Origin of the sequence: Herbaspirillum robiniae, assembly GCF_002213415.1 — a bacterium.
GTDB lineage: Bacteria > Pseudomonadota > Gammaproteobacteria > Burkholderiales > Burkholderiaceae_D > Herbaspirillum > Herbaspirillum robiniae.
Window position 1 is genome coordinate 325,079 of record NZ_NJGU01000004.1, and the last position, 20,831, is coordinate 345,909.

Below are 20,831 nucleotides of genomic sequence, written 5' to 3' on the forward strand. Positions count from 1 at the left end.
GTCTTAACCCAGGTTCTTCACGATATGCGGACCGATCATGTTGGCCGCCCACAGGGGCATGCGCTTCCAGGTCTTGATCATCAGCTGGTATTTCGGGTTCAGCGGATTGGTGTCCGGCACCGACTGGGCGCGCAGCAGCTGGTATTCATAGTGCAGCGGCTGCGGCGTGAAGCCCCAGTTCTTCTTGAAGTCGAAGGAGCCGGTGCCCTGCTTGCTGCGCCCGAAGTCGAAGATGCGGATGCCGCGGGCGGCGGCGCGCCGCATCAGCTCCCAGTACATGAAGTCGTTGGCGGCCAGATCGCGCGCGCTGGCGTTGCCGCCGCCGTAGTAGGGCAGCACCTCGTCGCGGAAGTAGAAGCTCATCACGCTGCTCACGGTCTGGCCGTCCTTGGTGATGGTCAGCACTTCGCAGTCCTGGCCGAACACTTCGGCCAGCACGCGGAAATACTTGCGCGAGAACACCGGGGTGCCCAGGCGGTGCACGCTGGCCGAGTAGGCCGCGAAGAAGCGCTCGGTGTCGTTGTCGATCTCGCTTTGCAGGCCGAACTTGATGCCCTTGCGCACCATGGCCCGCTGCTTGCGGGGGATGGCTTGCATATTGGCTTCGTCGTCGGCTTCGATCTCCTTGCGGAAGGTCACATACAGCGCCTTGGACGGCCAGTCGGCGTGCTGCGGCTCCAGGTTGCGATATTCGAGATGATCCACGCCCAGCTCGCGCGCCAGCCGGATCGCGGCCTGGTCCAGCGCGGCCCTGGCCGGCGCATGATCGCCGGCCACGCCGCCGTAGACGCAGAAGGGCAGCGACGACAGCGAGTTGCCGAACAGGCGGCTCCTGATGTGGGCCAGCGGCAGCACGGCGCAGATGCGACCCGCCGCTTCGGCATACATGAAGTAGGCGCGATGGCCGAACGCGCGCTCGATGACTTCCTTCCAGCCGGCGCGGTGGAAGAAGGTGGCCTGCGGGCATTGCATGACGAATTCATCCCAGCGACGCTCGTCGCCCGCCTGCAGCAGGTGCACGGTGACGGGGGCGTCCTGCGTGGCCGCGGGCTGCAATTCATGAAGTTGTATCGTCGCGTTCATTGGGCGCCCAGGTAGATGCGGTCCATGCGGTCCCACTTGAAGTCTGCGGCCAGCGCCTGGATGCGGGCTTCGGTCCGGTGCAGGTTGACGTAGTGGCGAAAGCGCGTCTTGGCGCTGATGCCGGCCTGGCGCGGCTGTTCCGGATCCAGCTCCCAGGGATGGAAGTAGAAGATCGCGGGCTGGCCATCGCGCTGGTTCACGCGCCGCAGCAGCCAGCGCGAGAGCTCGTAGGGGAAGAAGCGGAAGAAGCCGCCGCCGCCGGCGGGGTAGTTCTTGTCGCCGAAGCGCACCGTGCTCACCGGCACCTCCAGCAGGCCTTGCGGGCCGTTGGGACGGTAGGCGAAGCGCGGCGCATCGGGTACGCCGTAGTGGTCGTGCTTGACCGGGTAGATGCTGGAGCTGTAGCGATAGCCCGCTTCGTACAGCGCGTCCAGCGCCCACATGTTCTGTTTGCCGATGGAAAAGCTGGGCGCGCGGTAGCCCAGCACCGGCTGGCCGCCGATGTCTTCCAGCAGGGCCTTGCTGCGCACGATGTCGTCGCTGAACTGGGCGCGCGTCTGATCGCTGGCGCGCAGGTGGCCGTAGCCGTGGCTGGCCAGCTCGTGGCCCTGGTCGACGATGCTGCGGACCAACGCCGGATAGCGCTCGGCGATCCAGCCCAGGGTGAAGAAGGTGGCCTTGATGCCGTGCTCCGAAAAGATGGCAAGGATCTTTTCCATGTTGCGTTCGACACGGCAGGGCTGGCGATCCCAGCTGTCGCGCGAGATGGTGCCGGCGAAGGCGGAGACCTGGAAGTAGTCTTCCACGTCCACCGTCATGGCGTTGCGAATGCCGGCCTGTCTGCCTTGCGTCATGTCTTGCTCCTTGTCAGGTGGCGTTGCGGCGCTGGTCCAGCCACACGCACAGTTCCTGCGCGATGCGGTCGGCGGCGTGGCCGTCCCAGAATTCCGGCACGCGGCCGGCCTTGCCGCCATGGGCCATGACGTCGCGGAAGATCTCGAGAATCTTTTCCGGATCCTGGCCGGCGATGGTGTTGGTGCCCTGGTCGACCGTGATCGGGCGCTCGGTGTTGTTGCGCAGGGTGATGCAGGGCACGCCAAGCGCGGTGGTCTCTTCCTGGATGCCGCCGGAGTCGGTCAGCACCACGCGCGCGTCCTGCATCAGGCCCAGCATTTCCAGATAGCCCATGGGCGGCAGCTGGAGAATTTGCGGGATGTCGATCAGGCCGGACAGTCCGAACTTCTCGATCATGCCGCGGGTGCGCGGATGCAGCGGGAAGACCACGGGCAGGGTGTCGCTGATGGCGCGCACGGTCTGCAGCAGCTTTTGCAGCACTTCCGGATCGTCGACGTTGGACGGGCGGTGCAGCGTCAACACCGCATAGCCGCCGGCATGGTCGAAGCCGCTGCGGTCGTTGGCCTCCAGGATCTGCGGCAGCTTGATGGCGCGCGGCAGGTTCAGGCGCAGCGTGTCGATCATCACGTTGCCGACGAAGCGCACGCGCGAGGCATCGATGCCTTCGCGGGTCAGGTTGTCCAGCGCGCCGGCTTCGGTGGTGAACAGGATGTCGGAGATCTGGTCGGTCAGGATGCGGTTGATCTCCTCCGGCATGGCGCGGTCATAGCTGCGCAGGCCGGCCTCGACGTGGATCACCGGAACGCCTTTCTTGGTCGCCACCAGGGCGCAGGCCAGGGTCGAGTTGACGTCTCCCACCACCAGCACGGCCGAGGCGTCGGCGGCGTCCAGCGCCGGCTCGAAGTGATGCATCACCGCCGCCGTCTGCACGGCGTGGCTGCCGGAGCCGATCTCCAGGTTGATGTCCGGCGAAGGGATGCCCAGTGCTTCGAAGTACTGGTGGTTCATCGCCACGTCATAGTGCTGGCCGGTGTGCAGCAGGGTCGCCTGCACCTTGTCTCCCAGCGCGGCGAACGCGGCCATGATCGGCGCGATCTTCATGAAGTTGGGGCGGGCGCCGACGATGCAGAGGATGCGGTGGGGCGCTGGGGACGCGGCTGGGCTCATGGTTTGGTATCCGGGCTGTTGTATTTGGATGACGACGACGTGATGTCGCGCAGGATCTTCAGGATCGAGGTGGTGGTTTTTTCCAGCTTGGTCAGGCGCTCCTGCATATCTTCCAGCGCGTCGGCCGAGAACTGGCGCTCCACCGAACTCAGTTCGGCCATGGCCTGCTGGTTGCCGTCGGGCAGGGGCAGCTCGAACTCTTCCTGGATGTCCTTGACCACTTCTTCCACTTCTTCGGCGCCGAAGGCGCGCAATTCCTCCAGGTAACCCATCAGCAGCAGGCGGTCGCACAGCGAGTTGATCTTGCGCGGTATGCCGCCGGTGTGGGCATAGATCGCCGCGTAGGCGGCGGCGTTGAACGACGGATCGTTCTCCCAGCCGACGGTGCGCAGGCGATGCTGGATGTAGGTGACGGTCTCTTCCTCGTCCATCGGGCCCAGGTGATAGGTGGCGATGACGCGCTGGCGCAGCTGCAGCATGCTGTCGCTGTGCAGCGTGACGCGGAACTCCGGCTGGCCCAGCAGGAAGGTTTGCAGCAGCGAGCGGTCGCCGCTCTGGAAGTTGGACAGCATGCGCAGCTCTTCCAGCGTATGCGGCGTCAGGTTCTGCGCTTCGTCGACCACCAGCAGGGCGCGGATGCCCTTTTGCTCGCAGTGCAGGAAGAACTGCTCCAGGCTGGTGAGCAGCGAGGCCTTGCTGGCGCCTTCGGCCTGCAGGCCAAAGGCGCTGGCCACCATGCGCAAGGTGTTGTCCGGGTCGAGGTGCGTATTGACCAGGTGCGCCGAGATGATCTGCATGGGATTGATCTTGCCCAGCAGCTTGCGCACCAGCGTGGTCTTGCCTGCGCCCACTTCGCCGGTGATGATGATGAAGCCCTCGCCTTGCGACAGGCCGTACTCCAGATAGCTCATGGCCCGCTTGTGGCCCTTGCTGCCGAAGAAGAAATTGGGATCCGGCCTCAGTCGGAACGGCTTGTCCCGCAGGCCGTAGAAAGATTCGTACATGCGACGGTCGACTCCGGTTATAGCTGCATGTTGAGATAGGCGCCGATCGCGTTCTCGCGATAGTCCACGCCGGCCTGGGTCGACTGGCCCTGGTTTCTGCGCAGTTCCACCGTGCCGCGTACCTTGGACGACAATTGCTTGCTCACGCCTACGCGCAGCGTCTGGGTGTTGTCCACGCGGCCGCTGGTGAGCGACTTGACCCGGGTTGCGACCAGGGAGGCGTTGGCACGCGTGAGCGAGGTCAGGCGGCGCGAGAGCACGGCGCTGGCGCCGATCTGCTCGGTCTTGTCGTTGGCCGGACCCAGCAGCGAACCCAGGCTGTTGTCCGACAGCGGCTCGCGGCGGGTGTCGAACACCGACAGCAGCAGCGTGGTCTTGGGGCTGCTCAGCATGACCGATGCCTGCAGCTGCTTTTGCAGGAACACCGTGTTGGTGAAGGAGTTCACCGAACTGGTCAGGGTGCTGGGCAGGTTGCCGTCCTGGATCAGCTGCGCCACCGCCGCCGCGCGCGCGGTCGGGTCGGTGATCGACGACGACAGCAGCTGGCTCAGGAAGGTGGCGGTGTTGACCGTGGTCGGCTGCGCGAACTGCGCCGGCGTGGTGGTCACATCTTCGGCGTAGCCCAGCATCCAGTTGGCCACCCGGCTGCGCGTGGCGGCCGACAGCGAGAAGGTGCTGCCGTAGTACTTGTGGCCGACGGCGGCGTTCAGGCTGGTGCGCTGGCTGACTTTCCACTCGAAGCCGCCGCTCCAGGAGTAGCCCGAGGTGGAGTTGCTGGCCACCGAGTAATCGTTGCGGTCGTAGCCCAGCGTGCCCACCAAACGAAAGCGCGGCGCCAGCAGATAGGTGAGGCGGCCCAGGATGTTCTGCAGCTCGACGTTGTTCTGGCTGGTATAGCTGGTGGTCTGGTCGCTGTATTGCAGGCCCCAGCCCAGGGTCTGGAATGCCGGGCCGCTGTCGGCCCTCAGCGAGAGGGTGTCGGTGTGGCTGTTGGAGAGCCCGCCGCTGCTGGCCGATACCGAGTCGCGCGTGTAGCGCAGCTCGCCGCTGGCGTCCGAGCCGAACTTGCGGCTCAGGTAGGGGCTGACGTGGGTGGTGCGCACGCTGGTGCGGTTGCCGTTGCCATTGGTGTTGTCGACCGCCTGCGCGCCGAAGGCCGAGATGTTCTGCTGCGTGATCGAGGCCGCGCTGTCGAGGAACAACAGGTTGTCGATCAGCTTGGCTTTGGCGTCGGCATGCAGCTGGTTGGTCAGCGAGGAGCCGGCGTTGTGGTTGCCGTAATAGATCTCCTGCAGCCCGTAGTCGGCGTTGACGACCAGGTTGGGGCCCTTGGCCTTGATGCCCAGCGACGGCGTGACCATGGTGACGAAGTCGCTTTTGGCCTGCGGCTGCAGGTTGACGTTGTCGGTGTAGGTCTCGCTGACATTGAGAGACGGCGTGAAGGTCCACTCCGCGGCCTGCGTGCCCGATGACAGCAGCAGCGCGGCGGCGGCCGCCAGCGCGTGGCGGCGCAAACCGGCCGGGCCATGGCCGGCGGCGACGAGGTCAATAGCCATAGCCATATCCGTATCCATAACCTTGCGTGCCTGAGAAGGCCATGCTCTTGTTGTAGATGAGATTGACGTTGCGGCAGCCCTTGAGCTGGTCCAGCGAGGACCTGACGGCCTGCTGCGAGGTGTCTTCGGCCGCCACCACCATCACGATCTGGCCCATCTTGCTGGCCAGCACGTTGGCTTCGCTGGTCACCAGCAGCGGCGGCGAATCGAAGATCACGATGCGGTCCGGGTAGCGCGTGGCGATTTCTTCCAGCAGCACGTGCATGGCCTGGCTGGCCAGCAGTTCGGACGAGTGGCTGTGCTTGCTGCCCACCGGCAGTACGCTCAGGGTATCGACGTTGGTCTTGAGCATCACGTCGCCCATGTCGATCTTGCCGTCCAGCAGCACGTCGAGCAGGCCGGCTTCATTTTCGGTGTCGATGTCGAAGGTGCGCAGCACCGACGGCCGGGCCACGTCGGCATCTACCAGCAGCACCGTGTGATCCAGTTCCATGGCGATGCTCAGGGCCAGGTTGATGGAGCAGAAGGTCTTGCCCTCGTTGGGCAGCGAGCTGGTCACCATGATCAGGTTGCCGGGATTGGCATCGGCGTCGCGCGGCGCGAAAGCCTGCTTGAGCAGCGGGCGCTTGATCATGCGGAACTGTTCCGAAATCAGCGAGCGGCCACCCGGCGTCAGGAAGCCCATGCCGGCCAGGCGCTCCAGGTTGATGTCGATCTGTTTGGACTGGCGCGCGCGCGCTTCCTGCGGCTCGGAAGCGCGGGCAGCGGTGGCCGGCGCCGTGGCGCTCTTGACCGGCGTGGCGGGCGTGGCGGGCAGGCTGGAGCGCAAGGCGGCGCCTGCCGGCGCCGGAGCGGCGGCTGCGACCACAACGGGGGCGGCAGGGGCCACAGGTGCTGCAGGTGCCACTGGTGCGACAGGTGCCACAGGCGTCAAAGGTGCGGCAGCGACGTCAGCCGCCTGCACCTTGGCCAGTTCAGCCGGCGACAGGATCTCGGATGATCCGGCCGGTTTGCTGTCGGCATTGCTTTTGAGGCGACCGGCGGCTCGTTCGATGATGCTCATGCGTGCTCTCCAGGTGTTGCGTCGGCGGCGTGGTGCTGGCTGCAATGAATAGGGCGGGGGCGGGGGCGTCTCATCATGCCCTCAGCAGAAGGAAGGCCATCGTCACGATGAAGACGATGAAGAAGGCGGCCACCACCGCGATGAACTTGCGCAGGCCGCGCTTGCGCCTGGCGATCTCGGCATCGGTCCAGTTCATCGCGACCGCGCCCAGCACAGGCAGGCCGGTGACCTGTTGCAGCTGGTGCTGGGTGATGAAGGACGGGCGAACCTGGCTCATGACGAAGGTCACGCCGATGCCCGCCGCCAGCGCCGCGACGAACAGCAGCGCCAGCAGGCGCGGGCGGTTCGGGCCGGCCGGCAGGCGCGGCACGATGGGCGGGTCGATCACGCGGAAGGTCATGAGGTCGGTGGCCGAGCTGAGGTCGCCCGAGAGTTTCGCGGCATCGCGCCGGGCCACCAGCTTCTCGTAGTTGTCCTTGTTGATCTGGTAGTCGCGGTTGAGCTGGGTGAACTGCGCCTCGACGTCCGGCGCGGCGATGCTCTGGGCCTTCAGGCGCGCATAGCGGGCGGCGTATTCGTCCACCCGCGCGCGCATGCTCGCCGCCTTGGCGCGGGCATCCGACAGGGACACGCTGAGCTGCTGCATCATCGGGCTGTAGTTGGCGCCCGGGTCGGCGCCCGGCTTGCGGTTCTTGGCTTCGTCGCTCTTGCGCTTTTCCAGTTCGGCGATCAGGCGGCGGGTGCCGACCACGTCCGGGTGCTGCTCGGTGTATTTGGTGCGCAGGTCGTCCAGGTGCTTGTTGGCGGCCTGCAGGCGCGAATCGATTTCCGGCGTGGGCATCAGCGGCATGTCGTCGCCGCTGCTGGGCGCGCCGCCGGTCAGCTGCTTCTGGATCGCGCTGCGGGCCTGTTCGGCCTCGGCCAGCTCCAGTCGCGCCTGGCTCAGCGCGTCTGCCGACTCCTGCAGCTTGCTGCCGTAGTCGCTGCCCTGGCGCGGCAACAGTTCGGCGTTCTTCTGCTTGAACTCCTTCAGGGCGTTTTCGGCGTTGGAGAGCTTCTCTTCATAGCTCTTGATCTGGTCGCCGATGAAGCGCACGGCCTTGTCCGAGTCTTCCTTCTTGTCGCCCACGCTGCCTTCAACGAAGATGGTCAGCAGCGACTGCACCACGTCCTTGCCCAGCTTGGGGTTCTCGTTGTTGTAGGTGATGGTGTAGATGTCGTCGCGGCCGGTTTGCGTGATCTTGATGCGCGAGGCCAGTTCATCGACCTGCTTTTCCTTGTCGCTGACGGTTTGCGCCTTGATGTCGAGATCGGCCATGCGGGTGACGCGCTCGAGGTTGGGGCGGCTGAGCAGCGTGCGGCTCATGATCGAGACCTGCTGCTCGATGTTGGGCACGGTGGTCATGCCCGACAGCAGCGGCTTGAGGATGCTCTGGGTGTCGACGTAGACGCGCGCCGACGCCTGGAAATCGTTGGGCAGGCGGAAGATCACGATGCTGCCTATCAGCAGCAAAGCCCAGGCAATCGAGATGGCAATCCAGCGATGCTTCCAAACGCCCTTCAGGAGCGACAAGAGTTGCGATATTAAATCCGCCATGTGAGCAGTTTCCCCGTGCTTTCCGAACTTCAGTGAATATGTGTTGAAACGCGCCTGTGCCAGCTGCGGATGCAAATCATCCGCGCACGGCCGACCCAAACCGGCCGGTCATGTTTGTCCTGGGCAACAGCGTGAATTCCCCTGATGTGGTGTGATCGTCCCGAACGATTTTCTTACCCGCCCCCCGGCGGCCTCCCGCAATTTTTTCTTGGTGTCTCAGCGAGAGACTCGGCGTCTTCCGCGCGTAATAATGGTTATTTGGCAATCGCTGGATCATAACATCAGGACTCATTTTTTCGACGCGTCGAACGCGACAATTACGCTGCAATTTGCATCGCCGGTGACCACAGCGGGTGCGCCGGAAAGCCGCGCCGGTGCTGGGTTTTTCTTTCCATGCTGCAAGAGTGTCGACATGCTTTTCGGCAACTGGCGCAGCACCCGCGGCGCGCAGTGGCGCAGGGCGCCGAAAACCCCGCCGACGGTGCGCAGGTTGAACGCCATCAGGCCCCATCGCTCGCGCCGGTGAGACATCCAGTCTTGCTTGTAGGCATCGTCTCCCATCAGGTAATCCACCTCGCTCACGCGGTCGATGTCGATCACGTGGCGCATCATCGCCGCGGTCAGCGCCGACCCCGCCGACAGCGCCGCGAAGCGCGCGTCGTAGGCCAGCTTGTAGATGGCGGCCACGCCGTTGTGGACGATCCAGATCTGCGCCGCGGCCGGCTCGCCGCCGATGCGCAGCACGCCCAGGCGCAGGCTGCCCTGGCGCGCGCACAGCCGGATCAGGCCGGGGATGAAGTCGGGGAAGGGCTCGGGCTTCTTCCAGCTGGCGCGGTAGATCCGCAGGTAGTCCTCGATGCCGCGCTCCAGCGCCGCGCCGCCTTCGATGATGTCTAGTCGCGTCTCGCCCTCCGCTTGCAGCTGTCGAGATTTGCGCGCCAGCGTGTTGCGCAGCCTGGACGGCAAGGACGCGTAGTACTGGTCATAGCTGCGTCCTCCTACCTGCAGGTACCAGTTGCCGAAGCAGAAGTAGCGCTGCACCTTCATCCCGGCGTCGCGCAGGGCCTGCTCCAGCGTGCCGAAGACGGCGCCGTCCAGCGGCAGCGGCCGCAGGTCCACGCTGGACCAGCGCGGACGCTCGGCGGCAATGGCCGCCACGATCTCGCGCACGGCGGTCGCGCCGGCTTCGCCTTGCGCGCCCAGCGGACCGGCCAGCGCCGAGTAGTAATTGGCCTGCGAGCTCAGGCGGCGCGAGAAGGGCCATGCGCCGCGCGCCGTCTCGTACATCGGCAGCAGCGCGGCGCCGTCCGCGCGTTGCAGGCAGTAGATCCGCAATTGCTGGTTGGCGTCGCGGGCGGTGTCGGCAAGATGGCGCAGCCAGTCCGGCGTCAGCGAAAAGTCGCTGGCGTTGCCGGCCGCTTCCAGGCGTTCCAGCAGGGGCGCCGGAATGTCCTCGAAGCGGTGGTAGAGATGGATGCCGTTCATGCCTGCCGCGGGTCGCCGATCAGTGGTCGCCGGCCAGGTGCTCGATGTACCAGGCCATGGCTTCCTTCAGGCCTTCGCGGATGCGGTGCGTGGGCGCGTAGCCCAGCATCTCGCGCGCGCGGCCGATATCGGCCTGCGAATCGCGGATGTCGCCGGCGCGAAAACCCACATACTGCGGCTGGTGCTGGCGCAGGTGAGGGAAGCGCTCCTGCAGCAGTTCGCGCATCATCTGGTACAGCTGGTTCAGGCTGGTGCGGTCGTTGAGCGCGATGTTGTACACCTTGCCGGCGGCCTGTGCATCGGCCGTGGCGGCCAGCAGGTTGGCCTGGACCACGTTGTCGATGTAGCAGAAGTCGCGGCTGGTCTCGCCATCGCCGTTGATGCGCAGCTCGCTGTTGCGGATCATCGCCGTCACCCATTGCGGGATCACCGCCGCATAGGCGCCGTGCGGATCCTGGCGGCGGCCGAACACGTTGAAGTAACGCAGGCCCGCCGTTTCCAGGCCGTAGCAGCGGCCGAACACGTCGGCGTACAGCTCGTTGACGTACTTGGTCACGGCATAGGGCGAGAGCGGCTTGCCGATCACATCCTCGACCTTGGGCAGGCCGGGATGGTCGCCGTAGGTGGAGCTGGAGGCGGCGTAGACAAAGCGTTTGACCTTGGCGTCGCGCGCGGCGACCAGCATGTTCAGGAAGCCGTTGACGTTGCTGTCGTTGGTGCGTACCGGATCCTCGATGGAGCGCGAGACCGAACCCAGCGCCGCCTGGTGCAGCACGAAGTCGGCGCCGGCGCAGGCGCGCGCGCAATCCTCGGCGCTGCGGATGTCGCCCTCGATGAAGGTGAAATTGCGCCAGGCGTCTTCCCCGACCTCGGCGCGCACTTCGTCCAGGTTGGCCTGGTGGCCGGTGATGAAGCTGTCCAGCCCGGTCACCTGCTGGCCCAGCGAAAGCAGGCGGGCCAGCAGGTTGGAGCCGATGAAACCGGCCACGCCGGTGATCAGCCAGCGCTGCGGGCGCAGCTTGAGTTGCTCGGATAAGTCGTCGTATCTGCTCATTGTCTGCTTGCGTTGATGTGTCTTCAGGGCGTCGATATCGCGTTGCCGGTGGGGCCGGCCTTACAGGCGCCAGACGCTGTAACCGGCCTCGCGCAGCGCATTCTGGTCGAACAGCGACTTGACGTCGACGAAGCAGCCGTTGTCTTTCAGCTTGGACTGGATGTCCTGCAGCGGGCGCGCCAGCAGCTCCTTGTGCGAGACCGCGGCCACCACGGCATCGGCGCGCGGCAGGTCGGACCAGTTCTCCAGCGCGATGCCGTACTCGTGCTCGGCGTCCGCCGCGGCGGCCACCGGGTCGTGCACGTGCACTTCGACGCCGTAGGACTGCAGCTCGGTGACGATATCGACCACCTTGGAGTTGCGCAGGTCGGGGCAGTTTTCCTTGAAGGTCAGGCCCAGGACGTTGACCTTGGAGCCCTTGATCGGGAAGCCGGCGGCGATCATCGACTTGACCGTCTTCTCGGCCACGAACTTGGCCATGCCGTCGTTGATGCGGCGGCCTGCCAGGATCACCTGCGGGTGATAGCCGACCATCTCGGCCTTGTGCGTCAGGTAGTAGGGGTCGACGCCGATGCAGTGGCCGCCCACCAGGCCCGGGCGGAAGGGCAGGAAGTTCCACTTCGTGCCCGCCGCCTGCAGCACTTCCAGCGTATCGATGCCGATCTTGTCGAAGATGATGGACAGCTCGTTCATCAGTGCGATGTTGAGGTCGCGCTGGGTGTTCTCGATGACCTTGGCGGCTTCGGCCACCTTGATGCTGGAGGCGCGATGCACGCCCGCGGTGATGATCGACTCGTACAGCGCCGCGATCTTTTCCAGCGTGTCGGCGTCATCGCCGGAGACGATCTTCAGGATGTTGGTCAGCGTGTGCTGCTTGTCGCCCGGGTTGATGCGCTCCGGCGAAAAGCCGACGTGGAAGTCCTGCTTCCACTTCAGACCGGAGTGCTTTTCAAGGATGGGGACGCAGACTTCTTCGGTGGCGCCGGGATAGACGGTCGATTCGAAGATCACGATCGCGCCGCGCTTCATGACCTTGCCGACGGTCTCGCTGGCGCCGGCCAGCGGGCCGAAGTCCGGGTTATGCGCCTCGTCGACCGGGGTGGGCACGGCCACCACGATGTAGTCGGCATCGGCCAGGATCGCCGGATCCACGCTCACGCTCAGTTGATCGGAGGCGCGCAGCTCCTCGCTGGTCAGCTCCCCGGTCGGATCGATGAACTTCTTGTAGTTCTCGATTTTCGTCTTCGACAGGTCGAAGCCCACGGTCGGCCGCTTCTTGCCGAATTCGACCGCCAGAGGAAGGCCGACATATCCCAATCCAACGACTGCAACGATGCTCATAGCTGACATCCCCCAAATATAAGTAATGACCGGGCTATCCCCATTGATCGCCCGTTGCTTCATCGCAGCGCCGCGTGATGCGGTGCTGCGTCCTTCCTTGTCCCGATTGGACGTTCAGGCCTATCTGGCCTGCGGCCGCGTACAGGCCGCGAAGTCCTCGAAGGCCCCGTACGACACCGTTCCCGTGCGCATCCCCTGGCACAGGTCCGGTATCTGTTCGCTCATGTTTTCCCTGACGGCGGGCTTGTCTTTCCAGCTGAAATCGAGCGCGCCGGGCGCCTTGAACAGGGCGCGCACCGGATGCCGGCCCAGGTACAGGCTGATCGGCCCGGTCACTTGGTTTTCGGCGGTGCGCAGCAGGCCCTCGTCGCGCGAACGCACCACGCTGTCGACCAGGTTGCCTTCGACATCCGCGCTGCTCTCGGGGAAGCGCACGGTGATGCCGCCGGTGTCGACCAGGGTGTTGTGAAGAATCTTGCTGGCTGCGGCGCGGTTGAGATAGATGCCGTCGTCGGAGCACGAGGCGATCAGGTTGGATTGCACCACGCCGCCATCCTGCTCGGTGATGCAGCGGCGGTCGCGGCAGTACTGCGGACCGGTGCCGCCGCCGCCCAGCGACAGGCCGACCTGCGCGCCGCGGTTGCCCTGCAGCAGGTATTCGCACAGGACGATGTTTTGCTCGATGCGGTTGTCGCTGCCGCCGCCCTTGACGAAGGCGCCGTAGCTGATGCGGTCGCCGTCGGCCTTGATGAAGTCGCTGATCTGGTTGCGCGCGATGCGCCAGTGGCTGGCCGCCACCAGGTCGATCGGGGTGACCGGGCTGATCGTGCGGCGCGGCGCGGTGTTGGTCAGCGTATTGCCCTCGATGACGCCGTAGTCGGGGAAGTTGCCGTCTTCGCCGTTGATCTTGAAGTGCGCGTTGAAGTTGACGATCAGGTTGTTGCGCGCCGTAAAGTGCGCGCCGCGGCCGGCAACGTGGAAGGCGTGCTGGCAGAACTCCTGGGTCTGGCACACGCCCTCGATGTTGAGGTTTTCAAAGCGCCAGTAGGGCGCATCGACCTTGAAACCTTCGCCGGCATTGAGTTCGATGAACACCGTGGCGGGCCGCTCGGCGCGCACCACGATCGGGGCTTCGGCGGTGCCGGCCTGGCGGATGTCGAGCGAGCCGTCGCCGTCGATGCGATAGTGGCCCGGCATCAGCGTGATGGCCTGGCCCGGGCGGGCCTGCGCCAGCGCCTGCTTCAGTTCGACCGCGGTGGACACCATGACGACTTCGGCGCCGGCGCCGCTGGTCTTGGTCGCGACGGCGCCCGCGCCGATGTTCCAGCGTTGCGGCGTATGCACTTCGCGCGTGCCGCGATCAAGCTGCTGCAAGCCGTCGGTCAGGCGCACGGCCAGTTCCACCACCGCCGGCTGGTGTCCTTCGGCGCGTCGCTCCAGATAGGGCGCCAGCTGGCGCGGCGGGATGTTCAGCCGGTCCAGCATGAAGGCTGCGGCGCCGACGGAAACGAAGCCGGCCGCCAGCAGGAGCCAGAAGAAACGCTTGAGTCGCTTGGAAGATGTGGTCATGGATGCTCGGTCTGCTGGCGTGGTCAGGTGCGGGACGCAGGGTTCAGCCGCAAGGCGTACCACAGCAGTCCGATCCATTCGTAGCTGGCGTAATAGGAACGGCGAAGGCCCTCCGCGCTGGGCAGCAGCGATTGCGCATCGAAGCCGGTGCTGCGGAAGAACATGGTGGGCGCGGCGATGGCCTGCAGGCCGGTCTGGGCGAAGGCCAGCATCGCGCGCGGCATGTGCATGGCGTCGGTCACCACCAGCACGCGGTCGATGCGCTCGCCGCGCAGCATCTCGGCGGAGAACAGCGCATTCTGCTCGGTGTTCTCGGAGCGGCCCTCGATCCAGCGCACCGGAGTGCGAAAATCGTCGCGCAGCGCCGCGGCCATGGCGCGCGCCTTGGAGTTGTCCGGCTCGCCCGCCGGCACGTTGCCGCCCGACACCAGTACCGGCAGGCCGGTCTCGTGTTGCAGTCTGGCCGCATAGCGCAGTCGCGCCAGCGCCACATAGTCGGGGATATCGGCGCCGCCGTACTCGGGCGCGCGCTCAAGCCTGCCGGCGGCCAGCACCACGATGGCTTGTCCCTGCGCGCGCGCGGCCGCCGTCAGCGGGGCGGTCATGTCTTCCAGCGGGCGCACCATCAGGTCGGCCACGGCCGGCATGGACAGCAGCGCCAGCAAGGCGACCCCGATGCCCGCCATCGCCCGCCCGGTCCTTGCGCACCACCGGGAAAGCACAAAACCTGCGGCTGTAAACAGCAGCAGGTTGAGTGGTGGCAACAGCAAGGATCTTGCTACTGCGGAGAGCCAGGCCGGTGCGCTCATGAAACGTGATCAGCGCAGCGTGGATGACGGCAAGTGTCGCGGGGTTTCAGCCGGCCCGGACGGTTTCGATGCGGTACTCATGGTCGGTCATGCTTTGTCTTTGGCGGACGGTCATTGTGTGTCGATGAAAATCAAAACACCCCGGTCGGCACATCCTCCCTGTTTGCAGGGAGGCGGCCGACCGGGGCGGAGCCTGGCGAATCAGGTTCAGGCAGACATCTGCTCCTTGCGCTTGCGCCATGCGAGCAGCGCCAGCAGGCCCAGTCCCAGCAGGGCGATCGAGCCCGGTTCCGGCACGGCGCTCGGCACCAGGATGGAGGCCGAGAAATAGACCGTGTTGCGATCGTCGCCGTTGTTGCTGTAGTAGTTCCAGATCCATTGCGGCACCAGCTGGTCGTAGCCGCTGCGCGTGCCCCACGGGCCCACGCCGTTGGCGCCTTCGGAGACGGTGGCGTTGCCGGCGGAGCCGAAGCCGCTCAGGTTCTGGGTGATGCCGGCGTCGCCGGTCAGCAGCGTTTGCGTGCCGTTGGCGAACACGAAGCTGGTGTCTGACAGCGTGAACGCGCCCAGCAGGCCGCCGGGGCCGCCGACGTTGTTCACCACGATATGCAGGAAGTTGGTTACGCCCGCAGTCAGCTGCGAGGTGAAGTTGTAAGTGTTGCCCCAGGTGTCGCCGCTGCCGACCAGGGTGCCCAGCGTGTTGTTGCTGGTGCTGACATAAAGCTGAAAGATGTTGTCGGCGTTGAGCGTGGACGAGATCGTGGTCGCATTCGCCGGGGTCGAACCGATATTGGCCATCAGAAACAAAACTGCGAGCAGATACTTTTTCATGGTGTTTGCTTTCGGAAAGTTGTCCCGGTGCGGGGGTGTTCGATGTCGATATAGCAATTTATGTGCCCAAATTAAAAGCACTGTAATTTCATGAGCTTGCGTTCGACTCGAAAATTTTTTTCACAAAACTGTAAATTTTTCCGACAGTTTTTAGAAATCAATGCTGGTCACTTTTTTGCTGAATATCGGTTACGCGACCAACTTTTCCGTACGGAAAATGCGCACGAAAATTCATAAGCTAATTCGCGTGGAGAGCGCATGATCAAAGGCGATGCGCCGTTTCGATGCTGCTCGGAAACCTTTGAATTTTCTTCGAATTTAATATTGCAAATGGCTCTAAAAAAGTTCATTCTTCGTCGCTGTGAAAGTTGACGGCAGTTTTCTGAAAACTCAAAAAACTTCACAAGCGCATTCGCGTTCTTTTGAAAAAAATGCGAAACCACATGCGCGGCCAAGGGGATTGGCCTGATCGCTCCACCGCCCGGTGGAGGAGACAAGTAGCAATGAAAAGTTTTGGGATGGTGGGGGATCAATGCTGAGAATTTCAAACCACTACGTGTCAAAGGTGGTGACGGTACTGCTTGTGCTCGAATTTGGCGTGATGTTCTTGGCGGGTTACATCGGCGTGAACCTGCGCTTCATGGGCGAGTACGCACAGGTCATCGACTTCCATAAATTCCTGATGCCCATGACGGTGGTGGCGATGTCGATCGCCATCGGCATGAGCGCGGTGGGTATGTACCAGCGCAACATCATCGAAAGCCCGCGCCTGACCTTCCTGCGTCTGATGCCTTCGTTCGGGATCGCCTTGCTGATGATGCTGGTGATCTTCTATGCCGCGCCCGACATCTCCCTGGGCCGCGGCGTGCTGGCGATCGTGCTGCTGCTGTCGGCCATCGGCGTGTTCGGCGTGCGCACGATTTTCTTCAAGCTGGTGAATTCGCGCATGCTGGTCTCTCCCATCCTGTTCCTGGGCAGCAGCGAACTGGTCAAGGATTGCATCGAGACCTCGCGCAACAACGTGCGCAATCACAAGTACAACATCGTCGGGTCGATTCCGGTGGCGGGCGAGGACAGCAGCCATGCATTGACCGTGCTGGTCGAGCCGGCGGGAACGCTGCTCGAAACCGCCCGCAAATACAAGGCGGAGGAAATCGTCGTGGCGGTGCAGAATCGCCGCGGCGGCGCACTGCGCATCCAGGAGCTGCTCGAGTGCAAGATGAAGGGCGTGCGCGTCACCGACGCCGCCGGCTTCTTCGAGCGCGAGGCTTGCCAGATCCGTCTCGATTCCCTGCATCCCAGCTGGCTGGTGTTCGGCAGCGGCTTTGACCAAAGCCTGATCCGGACCTTCATGAAGCGCGCATTCGACGTCATCATCAGCGCGCTCATGTTGCCGCTGCTGTCGCCGGTCATGCTGGCCGCCGTGGTCAGCATCTGGCTCGAGGACCGCGGCCCCATCCTGTATCGGCAGGAGCGCGTGGGCAAGAACGGCGAAACCTTCCTGGTGCTGAAGTTCCGCAGCATGCGCGTCGATGCCGAGCAGGCGGGGATGCCGCAGTGGGCCTCTTCCAACGATCCGCGCATCACCGCCGTCGGCAATGTCATGCGCAAGTTCCGCGTCGACGAATTGCCGCAGCTCTTCAACGTCCTGCGCGGCGACATGAGCTTCGTCGGTCCGCGTCCGGAGCGGCCGTTCTTCGTGCAGCAGTTCGCCGACGAGATCGCCTTCTACAACGTGCGCCACAGCGTCAAGCCGGGCATCACCGGCTGGGCGCAGGTGCGCTACAAGTACGGCTCGTCCAAGGATGACGCCGTGCAGAAACTGCAGTACGACCTTTACTACGTGAAGAACAACAGCCTGTTCCTCGACATGCTGATCCTGATCGATACGCTCAATGTCGTGATCTTCGGAGCCGGGACCTAGGATGACGCGATGCTCGGCATGCTGAAGGAAGTGGCGCTGGCCAGCTATCTGGCGGCGGCTTCCACCTTCCTGTTGTTCGGCCTGTTCCTCTTTGCGCGCAACGGAGGGCAGCTTCGGCGTCTCGCCCTCGGCGTGGCCTGCTGCATCAATGCCGGCTGGGCCATCCTGCTGGTGGTGCAGCTGTTCCTGCCCGCGCGCTGGCCGGTGCTGGTGGCCGTCTTCGAATCGCTGCGCAACGCTTCCTGGGACGTGTTCCTGCTGCTGCTGATCGGCGTCTTCGGCAAGGACCGGCGCACCACGATTTTCAACGCGAACCGCTGGGTGCTGGCGGTGGCGGTGTTCTACGCGGTGATGCTGGCCTGCACGCTCAGCGTGTCCTGGCAGAACGGCTATCCGGTGCTGGCCGGCGATTTCATCGCGGTGACGGTGCTGCGCACGGGCGCGGCCATCCTCGGGCTGTTCCTGGTGGAGCAGCTCTATCGCAATACGCTGGAGGTGCAGCGCTGGGGGATCAAGTTCGCGTGCATCGGCATGGGCGTCATGTTCGCGTACGACTTCTACATGTACAGCGACGCGCTGCTGTTCCGCCATTTCAATCCGGACGCCTGGGTGGCGCGCGGTTTCATCAACGCGCTGGCGGTGCCGCTGATCGCCATCTCGACGCTGCGCAATCCGCGCTGGTCGCTGGGGATCACGGTGTCGCGGCATGTCCTGTTCCATTCGGCGGCCCTGTTCGGCGCGGCAGGCTATCTGCTGGCGATGGCGCTGGCCGGCTACTACCTGCGCATCTTCGGCGGGACCTGGGGTTCGGTGATCCAGCTGGCCTTCCTGTGCGGGGCGGTGGCGCTGCTGCTGGGCATCCTTTTCTCGGGCGTGTTCCGTTCGCGCCTGCGGGTCTTCATCAGCAAGCACTTCTACAGCTACAACTACGACTATCGCGAGGTGTGGCTGAGCTTCACGCGTTCGCTGTCGTCCAAGGGGCCGGACCTGGAGACGCGCGTGGTCGAGGCGCTCGCCAAACTGGTGGAAAGCCCGGGCGGCGCCGTGTTCATGGTGCGCGACGACGGCAGTTTCGACACCGCGGCGCGCTGGAACTGCGCCGCCGGCGCCCAGGCCGATCCGGCCAACGCCGGCCTGATCAGGTTCCTGGAAGAAAAGCAGTGGGTGATCGACCTGACCCAGCACAAGATCAATCCCGGCCATTACGGCCATGTGGCGATCCCGGCCTGGCTGAGCGACTATCCGCGCGCCTGGCTGGTGGTGCCGATGGAAGTGCACGGCAGGCTGCTGGGGATCGTCATGCTGGCGCAGCCGCGCAGCCCGGTCAAACTCAATTGGGAAGTGACCGACCTGCTCAAGCTGGCCGGGCGCCAGGCCGGCAGCTACCTGGCGCAGCAGCAGTTCGCCACCGAGCTGATGGTGGCGCGCCAGTTCGAGTCGTTCAACCGCATGTCGACCTTCGTGGTGCACGACCTCAAGAACCTGGTGTCGCAACTCTCGCTGTTGATGGCCAACGCCGAACGGCACAAGGACAACCCCGAGTTCCAGCGCGACATGATCGACACGGTCGACTTCTCGGTCCAGAAGATGCGCCTGCTGCTGCACAAGCTGAGCCGCAAGGATTCGGCGGAGACCAGCCAGCCGATCGACCTGGACGCTTTGCTGGAACGGGCCATCCGCGGCAAGTCGGCGGCCGAGCCCAAGCCGGTGCTGACGATCGAGGCCGGCGGCATGCAGGTCCAGGCCGATTGGGAGCGGCTGGAGCGCGTGCTGGGTCATATCGTGCAGAACGCCATCGAGGCGGTCTCGCCCAAGAACGGCCGCGTCGAGGTGCGGCTTGCCCGCGACGGCGCAGAGGCGCTGGTCGAGATCGGCGACAACGGACATGGCATGAGCGAGGAGTTCATCCGCCGCCGGCTGTTCAAGCCCTTCGAGACCACCAAGTCGGCGGGCATGGGCATCGGCGTCTTTGAAAGCCGCGAGTACGTGCAGGCGCTTGGCGGAACGCTGCACGTGGAAAGCGTCGAAGCGGTGGGAACCCGCTTCTTCATCAGGTTGCCTTTGCTCGCGCCCGTGAAAGCGGCGACCACACAACTGCAAGAGGAAACCAGTGAGTCAAAATAAGCCGAAGCTCTTGATTGTCGAGGACGATCCTGGACTTCAGAAGCAATTGCGCTGGAGCCTGGATGCCTACGAGGTGCTCATCGCCGGCGACCGCGAAAGCGCGCTGGCGATGGTGCGCCGGCATGAGCCGGCCGTGGTCACCATGGATCTGGGCCTGCCGCCGGATCCGGACGGCGCCAGCGAGGGCTTCGCCACGCTGCAGCAGGTGCTGGCGCTGGCGCCCGATACCAAGGTCATCATGCTGACCGGCAACCAGGACCATGCGCACGCGGTCAAGGCGATCAGCATGGGCGCCTACGATTTCCACCAGAAGCCATGCAATGACGAAACCCTGCGGCTGGTGGTGGAGCGCGCCTTTTACCTGCACGCCCTGCAGCGCGAGAACCGGCGCATGCAGCAGGGCGCCGGCAATTCGCCGCTCAACGGGCTGATCAGCCGCGACGCCGGCATGCTGGGCGTGTGCCGCAGCATCGAGAAGGTGGCGCCGTCGTCGGCCTCGGTCATGTTGCTGGGCAACAGCGGCACCGGCAAGGAAGTGCTGGCGCGCGCGCTGCACCAGCTCAGCTCGCGCAGCGAGCGCCGCTTCATGGCGATCAACTGCGCGGCGATCCCGGAGAACCTGCTCGAGAGCGAGCTGTTCGGATATGAAAAGGGCGCCTTCACCGGCGCCGTCAAGCAGACCATCGGCAAGGTCGAACTGGCCAATGGCGGCACCTTCTTCCTCGACGAGGTGGGCGACTTGCCGATGCCGTTGCAGGCCAAGCTGCTGCGTTTCCTGCAGGAGCGCGTGATCGAGCGCGTGGGCGGGCATACCGAGATACCGGTGGATGTGCGCGTGATCTGCGCCACGCACCAGAACCTCAAGGAGCTGACCGCCAGCGGCGGCTTCCGCGAGGACTTGTACTACCGCCTGTGCGAGATCGTCATCAAGATCCCGGCGCTGAAGGACCGCGCCGGCGACGCCGTGCTGCTGGCGCGCCACTTCGTGCAGAAGTTCTGCGCCAAGGAAGGGCGCCCGAGCCTGCATTTCAGCCAGGAGGCGCTGCACGCGATCGAGACCTACGACTGGCCCGGCAACGTGCGCGAGATGGAGAATTGCGTGATGCGCGCGGTCATCATGGCCGACGGCTCGCAGATCACCGCGGAAGACCTGGGCCTGTCCGTCGACGGCCGCGAGATCGAGCCGCTGAACCTGCGCCAGGTGCGCGACGAGGCCGAGCGCAAGGCGGTGGTCAAGGCGATCACCCGGATGGACGGCAACATCCTCAAGGCCGCCGAGCTGCTGGGCGTGAGCCGGCCGACGCTGTACGACCTGATGAGCCGGCACGAGATCAAGTGACGATGGCGCTCCAGCACATGCCGATGCCGC

The 20,831-nt window shown here is 64.7% G+C and carries 16 protein-coding genes; 3 read left to right on the top strand and 13 right to left on the bottom strand.

All coding sequences use genetic code 11. The features are described from left to right. Positions 1-3: 3 nt before the first annotated feature. The 13 genes from CEJ42_RS08160 to CEJ42_RS08220 form a co-directional block, all read right to left on the bottom strand. Positions 4-1,083: a FemAB family XrtA/PEP-CTERM system-associated protein gene (locus tag CEJ42_RS08160; protein WP_088750587.1), complete on the bottom strand. Its 1,080-nt coding sequence runs from the start codon at positions 1,081-1,083 to the stop codon at positions 4-6. Continuing rightward, the gene (locus CEJ42_RS08165; protein ID WP_079214628.1) at positions 1,080-1,937 is read right to left on the bottom strand and encodes an XrtA system polysaccharide deacetylase; all 858 of its coding nucleotides are present in this window, start codon (positions 1,935-1,937) and stop codon (positions 1,080-1,082) included. The genes CEJ42_RS08160 and CEJ42_RS08165 overlap by 4 nt, the downstream gene beginning before the upstream one ends. 13 nt (positions 1,938-1,950) lie before the next feature. Then, the gene (gene wecB, locus CEJ42_RS08170; RefSeq protein ID WP_088750588.1) at positions 1,951-3,105 is read right to left on the bottom strand and encodes a non-hydrolyzing UDP-N-acetylglucosamine 2-epimerase; all 1,155 of its coding nucleotides are present in this window, start codon (positions 3,103-3,105) and stop codon (positions 1,951-1,953) included. After that, positions 3,102-4,109, bottom strand: coding sequence for an XrtA/PEP-CTERM system-associated ATPase (locus tag CEJ42_RS08175; RefSeq protein WP_079214630.1), 1,008 nt, complete (start codon positions 4,107-4,109; stop codon positions 3,102-3,104). Before CEJ42_RS08175 ends, wecB begins: the two co-directional genes overlap by 4 nt. Positions 4,110-4,126: 17 nt before the next feature. Continuing rightward, positions 4,127-5,665, bottom strand: a complete 1,539-nt coding sequence (locus CEJ42_RS08180) for a TIGR03016 family PEP-CTERM system-associated outer membrane protein (RefSeq protein ID WP_165774407.1) — start codon at positions 5,663-5,665, stop codon at positions 4,127-4,129. Further along, the gene (locus CEJ42_RS08185; RefSeq protein ID WP_088750590.1) at positions 5,655-6,728 is read right to left on the bottom strand and encodes an XrtA-associated tyrosine autokinase; all 1,074 of its coding nucleotides are present in this window, start codon (positions 6,726-6,728) and stop codon (positions 5,655-5,657) included. The genes CEJ42_RS08180 and CEJ42_RS08185 overlap by 11 nt, the downstream gene beginning before the upstream one ends. 73 nt (positions 6,729-6,801) lie before the next feature. After that, positions 6,802-8,325, bottom strand: a complete 1,524-nt coding sequence (locus tag CEJ42_RS08190) for an XrtA system polysaccharide chain length determinant (protein ID WP_079214633.1) — start codon at positions 8,323-8,325, stop codon at positions 6,802-6,804. A gap of 288 nt (positions 8,326-8,613) precedes the next feature. Next, complete coding sequence (locus tag CEJ42_RS08195) at positions 8,614-9,810, bottom strand: GNAT family N-acetyltransferase (protein ID WP_088750591.1); 1,197 nt, start codon at positions 9,808-9,810, stop codon at positions 8,614-8,616. A gap of 19 nt (positions 9,811-9,829) precedes the next feature. Continuing rightward, positions 9,830-10,864: an SDR family oxidoreductase gene (locus CEJ42_RS08200; protein ID WP_079214635.1), complete on the bottom strand. Its 1,035-nt coding sequence runs from the start codon at positions 10,862-10,864 to the stop codon at positions 9,830-9,832. Positions 10,865-10,924: 60 nt separating this feature from the next. Further along, positions 10,925-12,205 (bottom strand): nucleotide sugar dehydrogenase, encoded by a 1,281-nt coding sequence (locus CEJ42_RS08205; RefSeq protein WP_079214636.1) that lies wholly within the window; start codon positions 12,203-12,205, stop codon positions 10,925-10,927. A 120-nt stretch (positions 12,206-12,325) separates the two neighbouring features. Beyond that, on the bottom strand, positions 12,326-13,774 hold the full coding sequence (locus CEJ42_RS08210; protein WP_088750592.1) for a chondroitinase-B domain-containing protein: 1,449 nt from the start codon (positions 13,772-13,774) through the stop codon (positions 12,326-12,328). Positions 13,775-13,797: 23 nt separating this feature from the next. Further along, positions 13,798-14,460, bottom strand: a complete 663-nt coding sequence (locus CEJ42_RS08215) for a YdcF family protein (protein ID WP_237772467.1) — start codon at positions 14,458-14,460, stop codon at positions 13,798-13,800. Between the two features lie 330 nt (positions 14,461-14,790). After that, positions 14,791-15,414: a PEP-CTERM sorting domain-containing protein gene (locus CEJ42_RS08220; RefSeq protein ID WP_088750593.1), complete on the bottom strand. Its 624-nt coding sequence runs from the start codon at positions 15,412-15,414 to the stop codon at positions 14,791-14,793. A gap of 532 nt (positions 15,415-15,946) precedes the next feature. On the opposite strand from CEJ42_RS08220, the gene CEJ42_RS08225 reads away from it, so the two are divergent. The 3 genes from CEJ42_RS08225 to prsR are packed head-to-tail and all read left to right on the top strand — an operon-like array spanning position 15,947 to position 20,801. Continuing rightward, a complete protein-coding gene (locus CEJ42_RS08225) occupies positions 15,947-17,338 on the top strand; it encodes a TIGR03013 family XrtA/PEP-CTERM system glycosyltransferase (protein ID WP_079214640.1) in 1,392 nt (463 codons plus the stop codon). A 9-nt stretch (positions 17,339-17,347) separates the two neighbouring features. Then, on the top strand, positions 17,348-19,462 hold the full coding sequence (prsK, locus tag CEJ42_RS08230; RefSeq protein WP_088750594.1) for an XrtA/PEP-CTERM system histidine kinase PrsK: 2,115 nt from the start codon (positions 17,348-17,350) through the stop codon (positions 19,460-19,462). Then, a complete protein-coding gene (gene prsR, locus CEJ42_RS08235) occupies positions 19,449-20,801 on the top strand; it encodes a PEP-CTERM-box response regulator transcription factor (protein WP_079214642.1) in 1,353 nt (450 codons plus the stop codon). Before prsK ends, prsR begins: the two co-directional genes overlap by 14 nt. The last annotated feature ends 30 nt before the right edge of the window (positions 20,802-20,831 follow it).

What these genes read in the sequence shown, in the direction of transcription:
- CEJ42_RS08160 (WP_088750587.1), bottom strand. Translation starts at nt 1,083, where the DNA reads ATGAACGCGACGATACAACTTCATGAATTGCAGCCCGCGGCCACGCAG.
- CEJ42_RS08165 (WP_079214628.1), bottom strand. Translation starts at nt 1,937, where the DNA reads ATGACGCAAGGCAGACAGGCCGGCATTCGCAACGCCATGACGGTGGAC.
- wecB (WP_088750588.1), bottom strand. Translation starts at nt 3,105, where the DNA reads ATGAGCCCAGCCGCGTCCCCAGCGCCCCACCGCATCCTCTGCATCGTC.
- CEJ42_RS08175 (WP_079214630.1), bottom strand. Translation starts at nt 4,109, where the DNA reads ATGTACGAATCTTTCTACGGCCTGCGGGACAAGCCGTTCCGACTGAGG.
- CEJ42_RS08180 (WP_165774407.1), bottom strand. Translation starts at nt 5,665, where the DNA reads ATGGCTATTGACCTCGTCGCCGCCGGCCATGGCCCGGCCGGTTTGCGC.
- CEJ42_RS08185 (WP_088750590.1), bottom strand. Translation starts at nt 6,728, where the DNA reads ATGAGCATCATCGAACGAGCCGCCGGTCGCCTCAAAAGCAATGCCGAC.
- CEJ42_RS08190 (WP_079214633.1), bottom strand. Translation starts at nt 8,325, where the DNA reads ATGGCGGATTTAATATCGCAACTCTTGTCGCTCCTGAAGGGCGTTTGG.
- CEJ42_RS08195 (WP_088750591.1), bottom strand. Translation starts at nt 9,810, where the DNA reads ATGAACGGCATCCATCTCTACCACCGCTTCGAGGACATTCCGGCGCCC.
- CEJ42_RS08200 (WP_079214635.1), bottom strand. Translation starts at nt 10,864, where the DNA reads ATGAGCAGATACGACGACTTATCCGAGCAACTCAAGCTGCGCCCGCAG.
- CEJ42_RS08205 (WP_079214636.1), bottom strand. Translation starts at nt 12,205, where the DNA reads ATGAGCATCGTTGCAGTCGTTGGATTGGGATATGTCGGCCTTCCTCTG.
- CEJ42_RS08210 (WP_088750592.1), bottom strand. Translation starts at nt 13,774, where the DNA reads ATGACCACATCTTCCAAGCGACTCAAGCGTTTCTTCTGGCTCCTGCTG.
- CEJ42_RS08215 (WP_237772467.1), bottom strand. Translation starts at nt 14,460, where the DNA reads ATGGCGGGCATCGGGGTCGCCTTGCTGGCGCTGCTGTCCATGCCGGCC.
- CEJ42_RS08220 (WP_088750593.1), bottom strand. Translation starts at nt 15,414, where the DNA reads ATGAAAAAGTATCTGCTCGCAGTTTTGTTTCTGATGGCCAATATCGGT.
- CEJ42_RS08225 (WP_079214640.1), top strand. Translation starts at nt 15,947, where the DNA reads ATGCTGAGAATTTCAAACCACTACGTGTCAAAGGTGGTGACGGTACTG.
- prsK (WP_088750594.1), top strand. Translation starts at nt 17,348, where the DNA reads ATGCTCGGCATGCTGAAGGAAGTGGCGCTGGCCAGCTATCTGGCGGCG.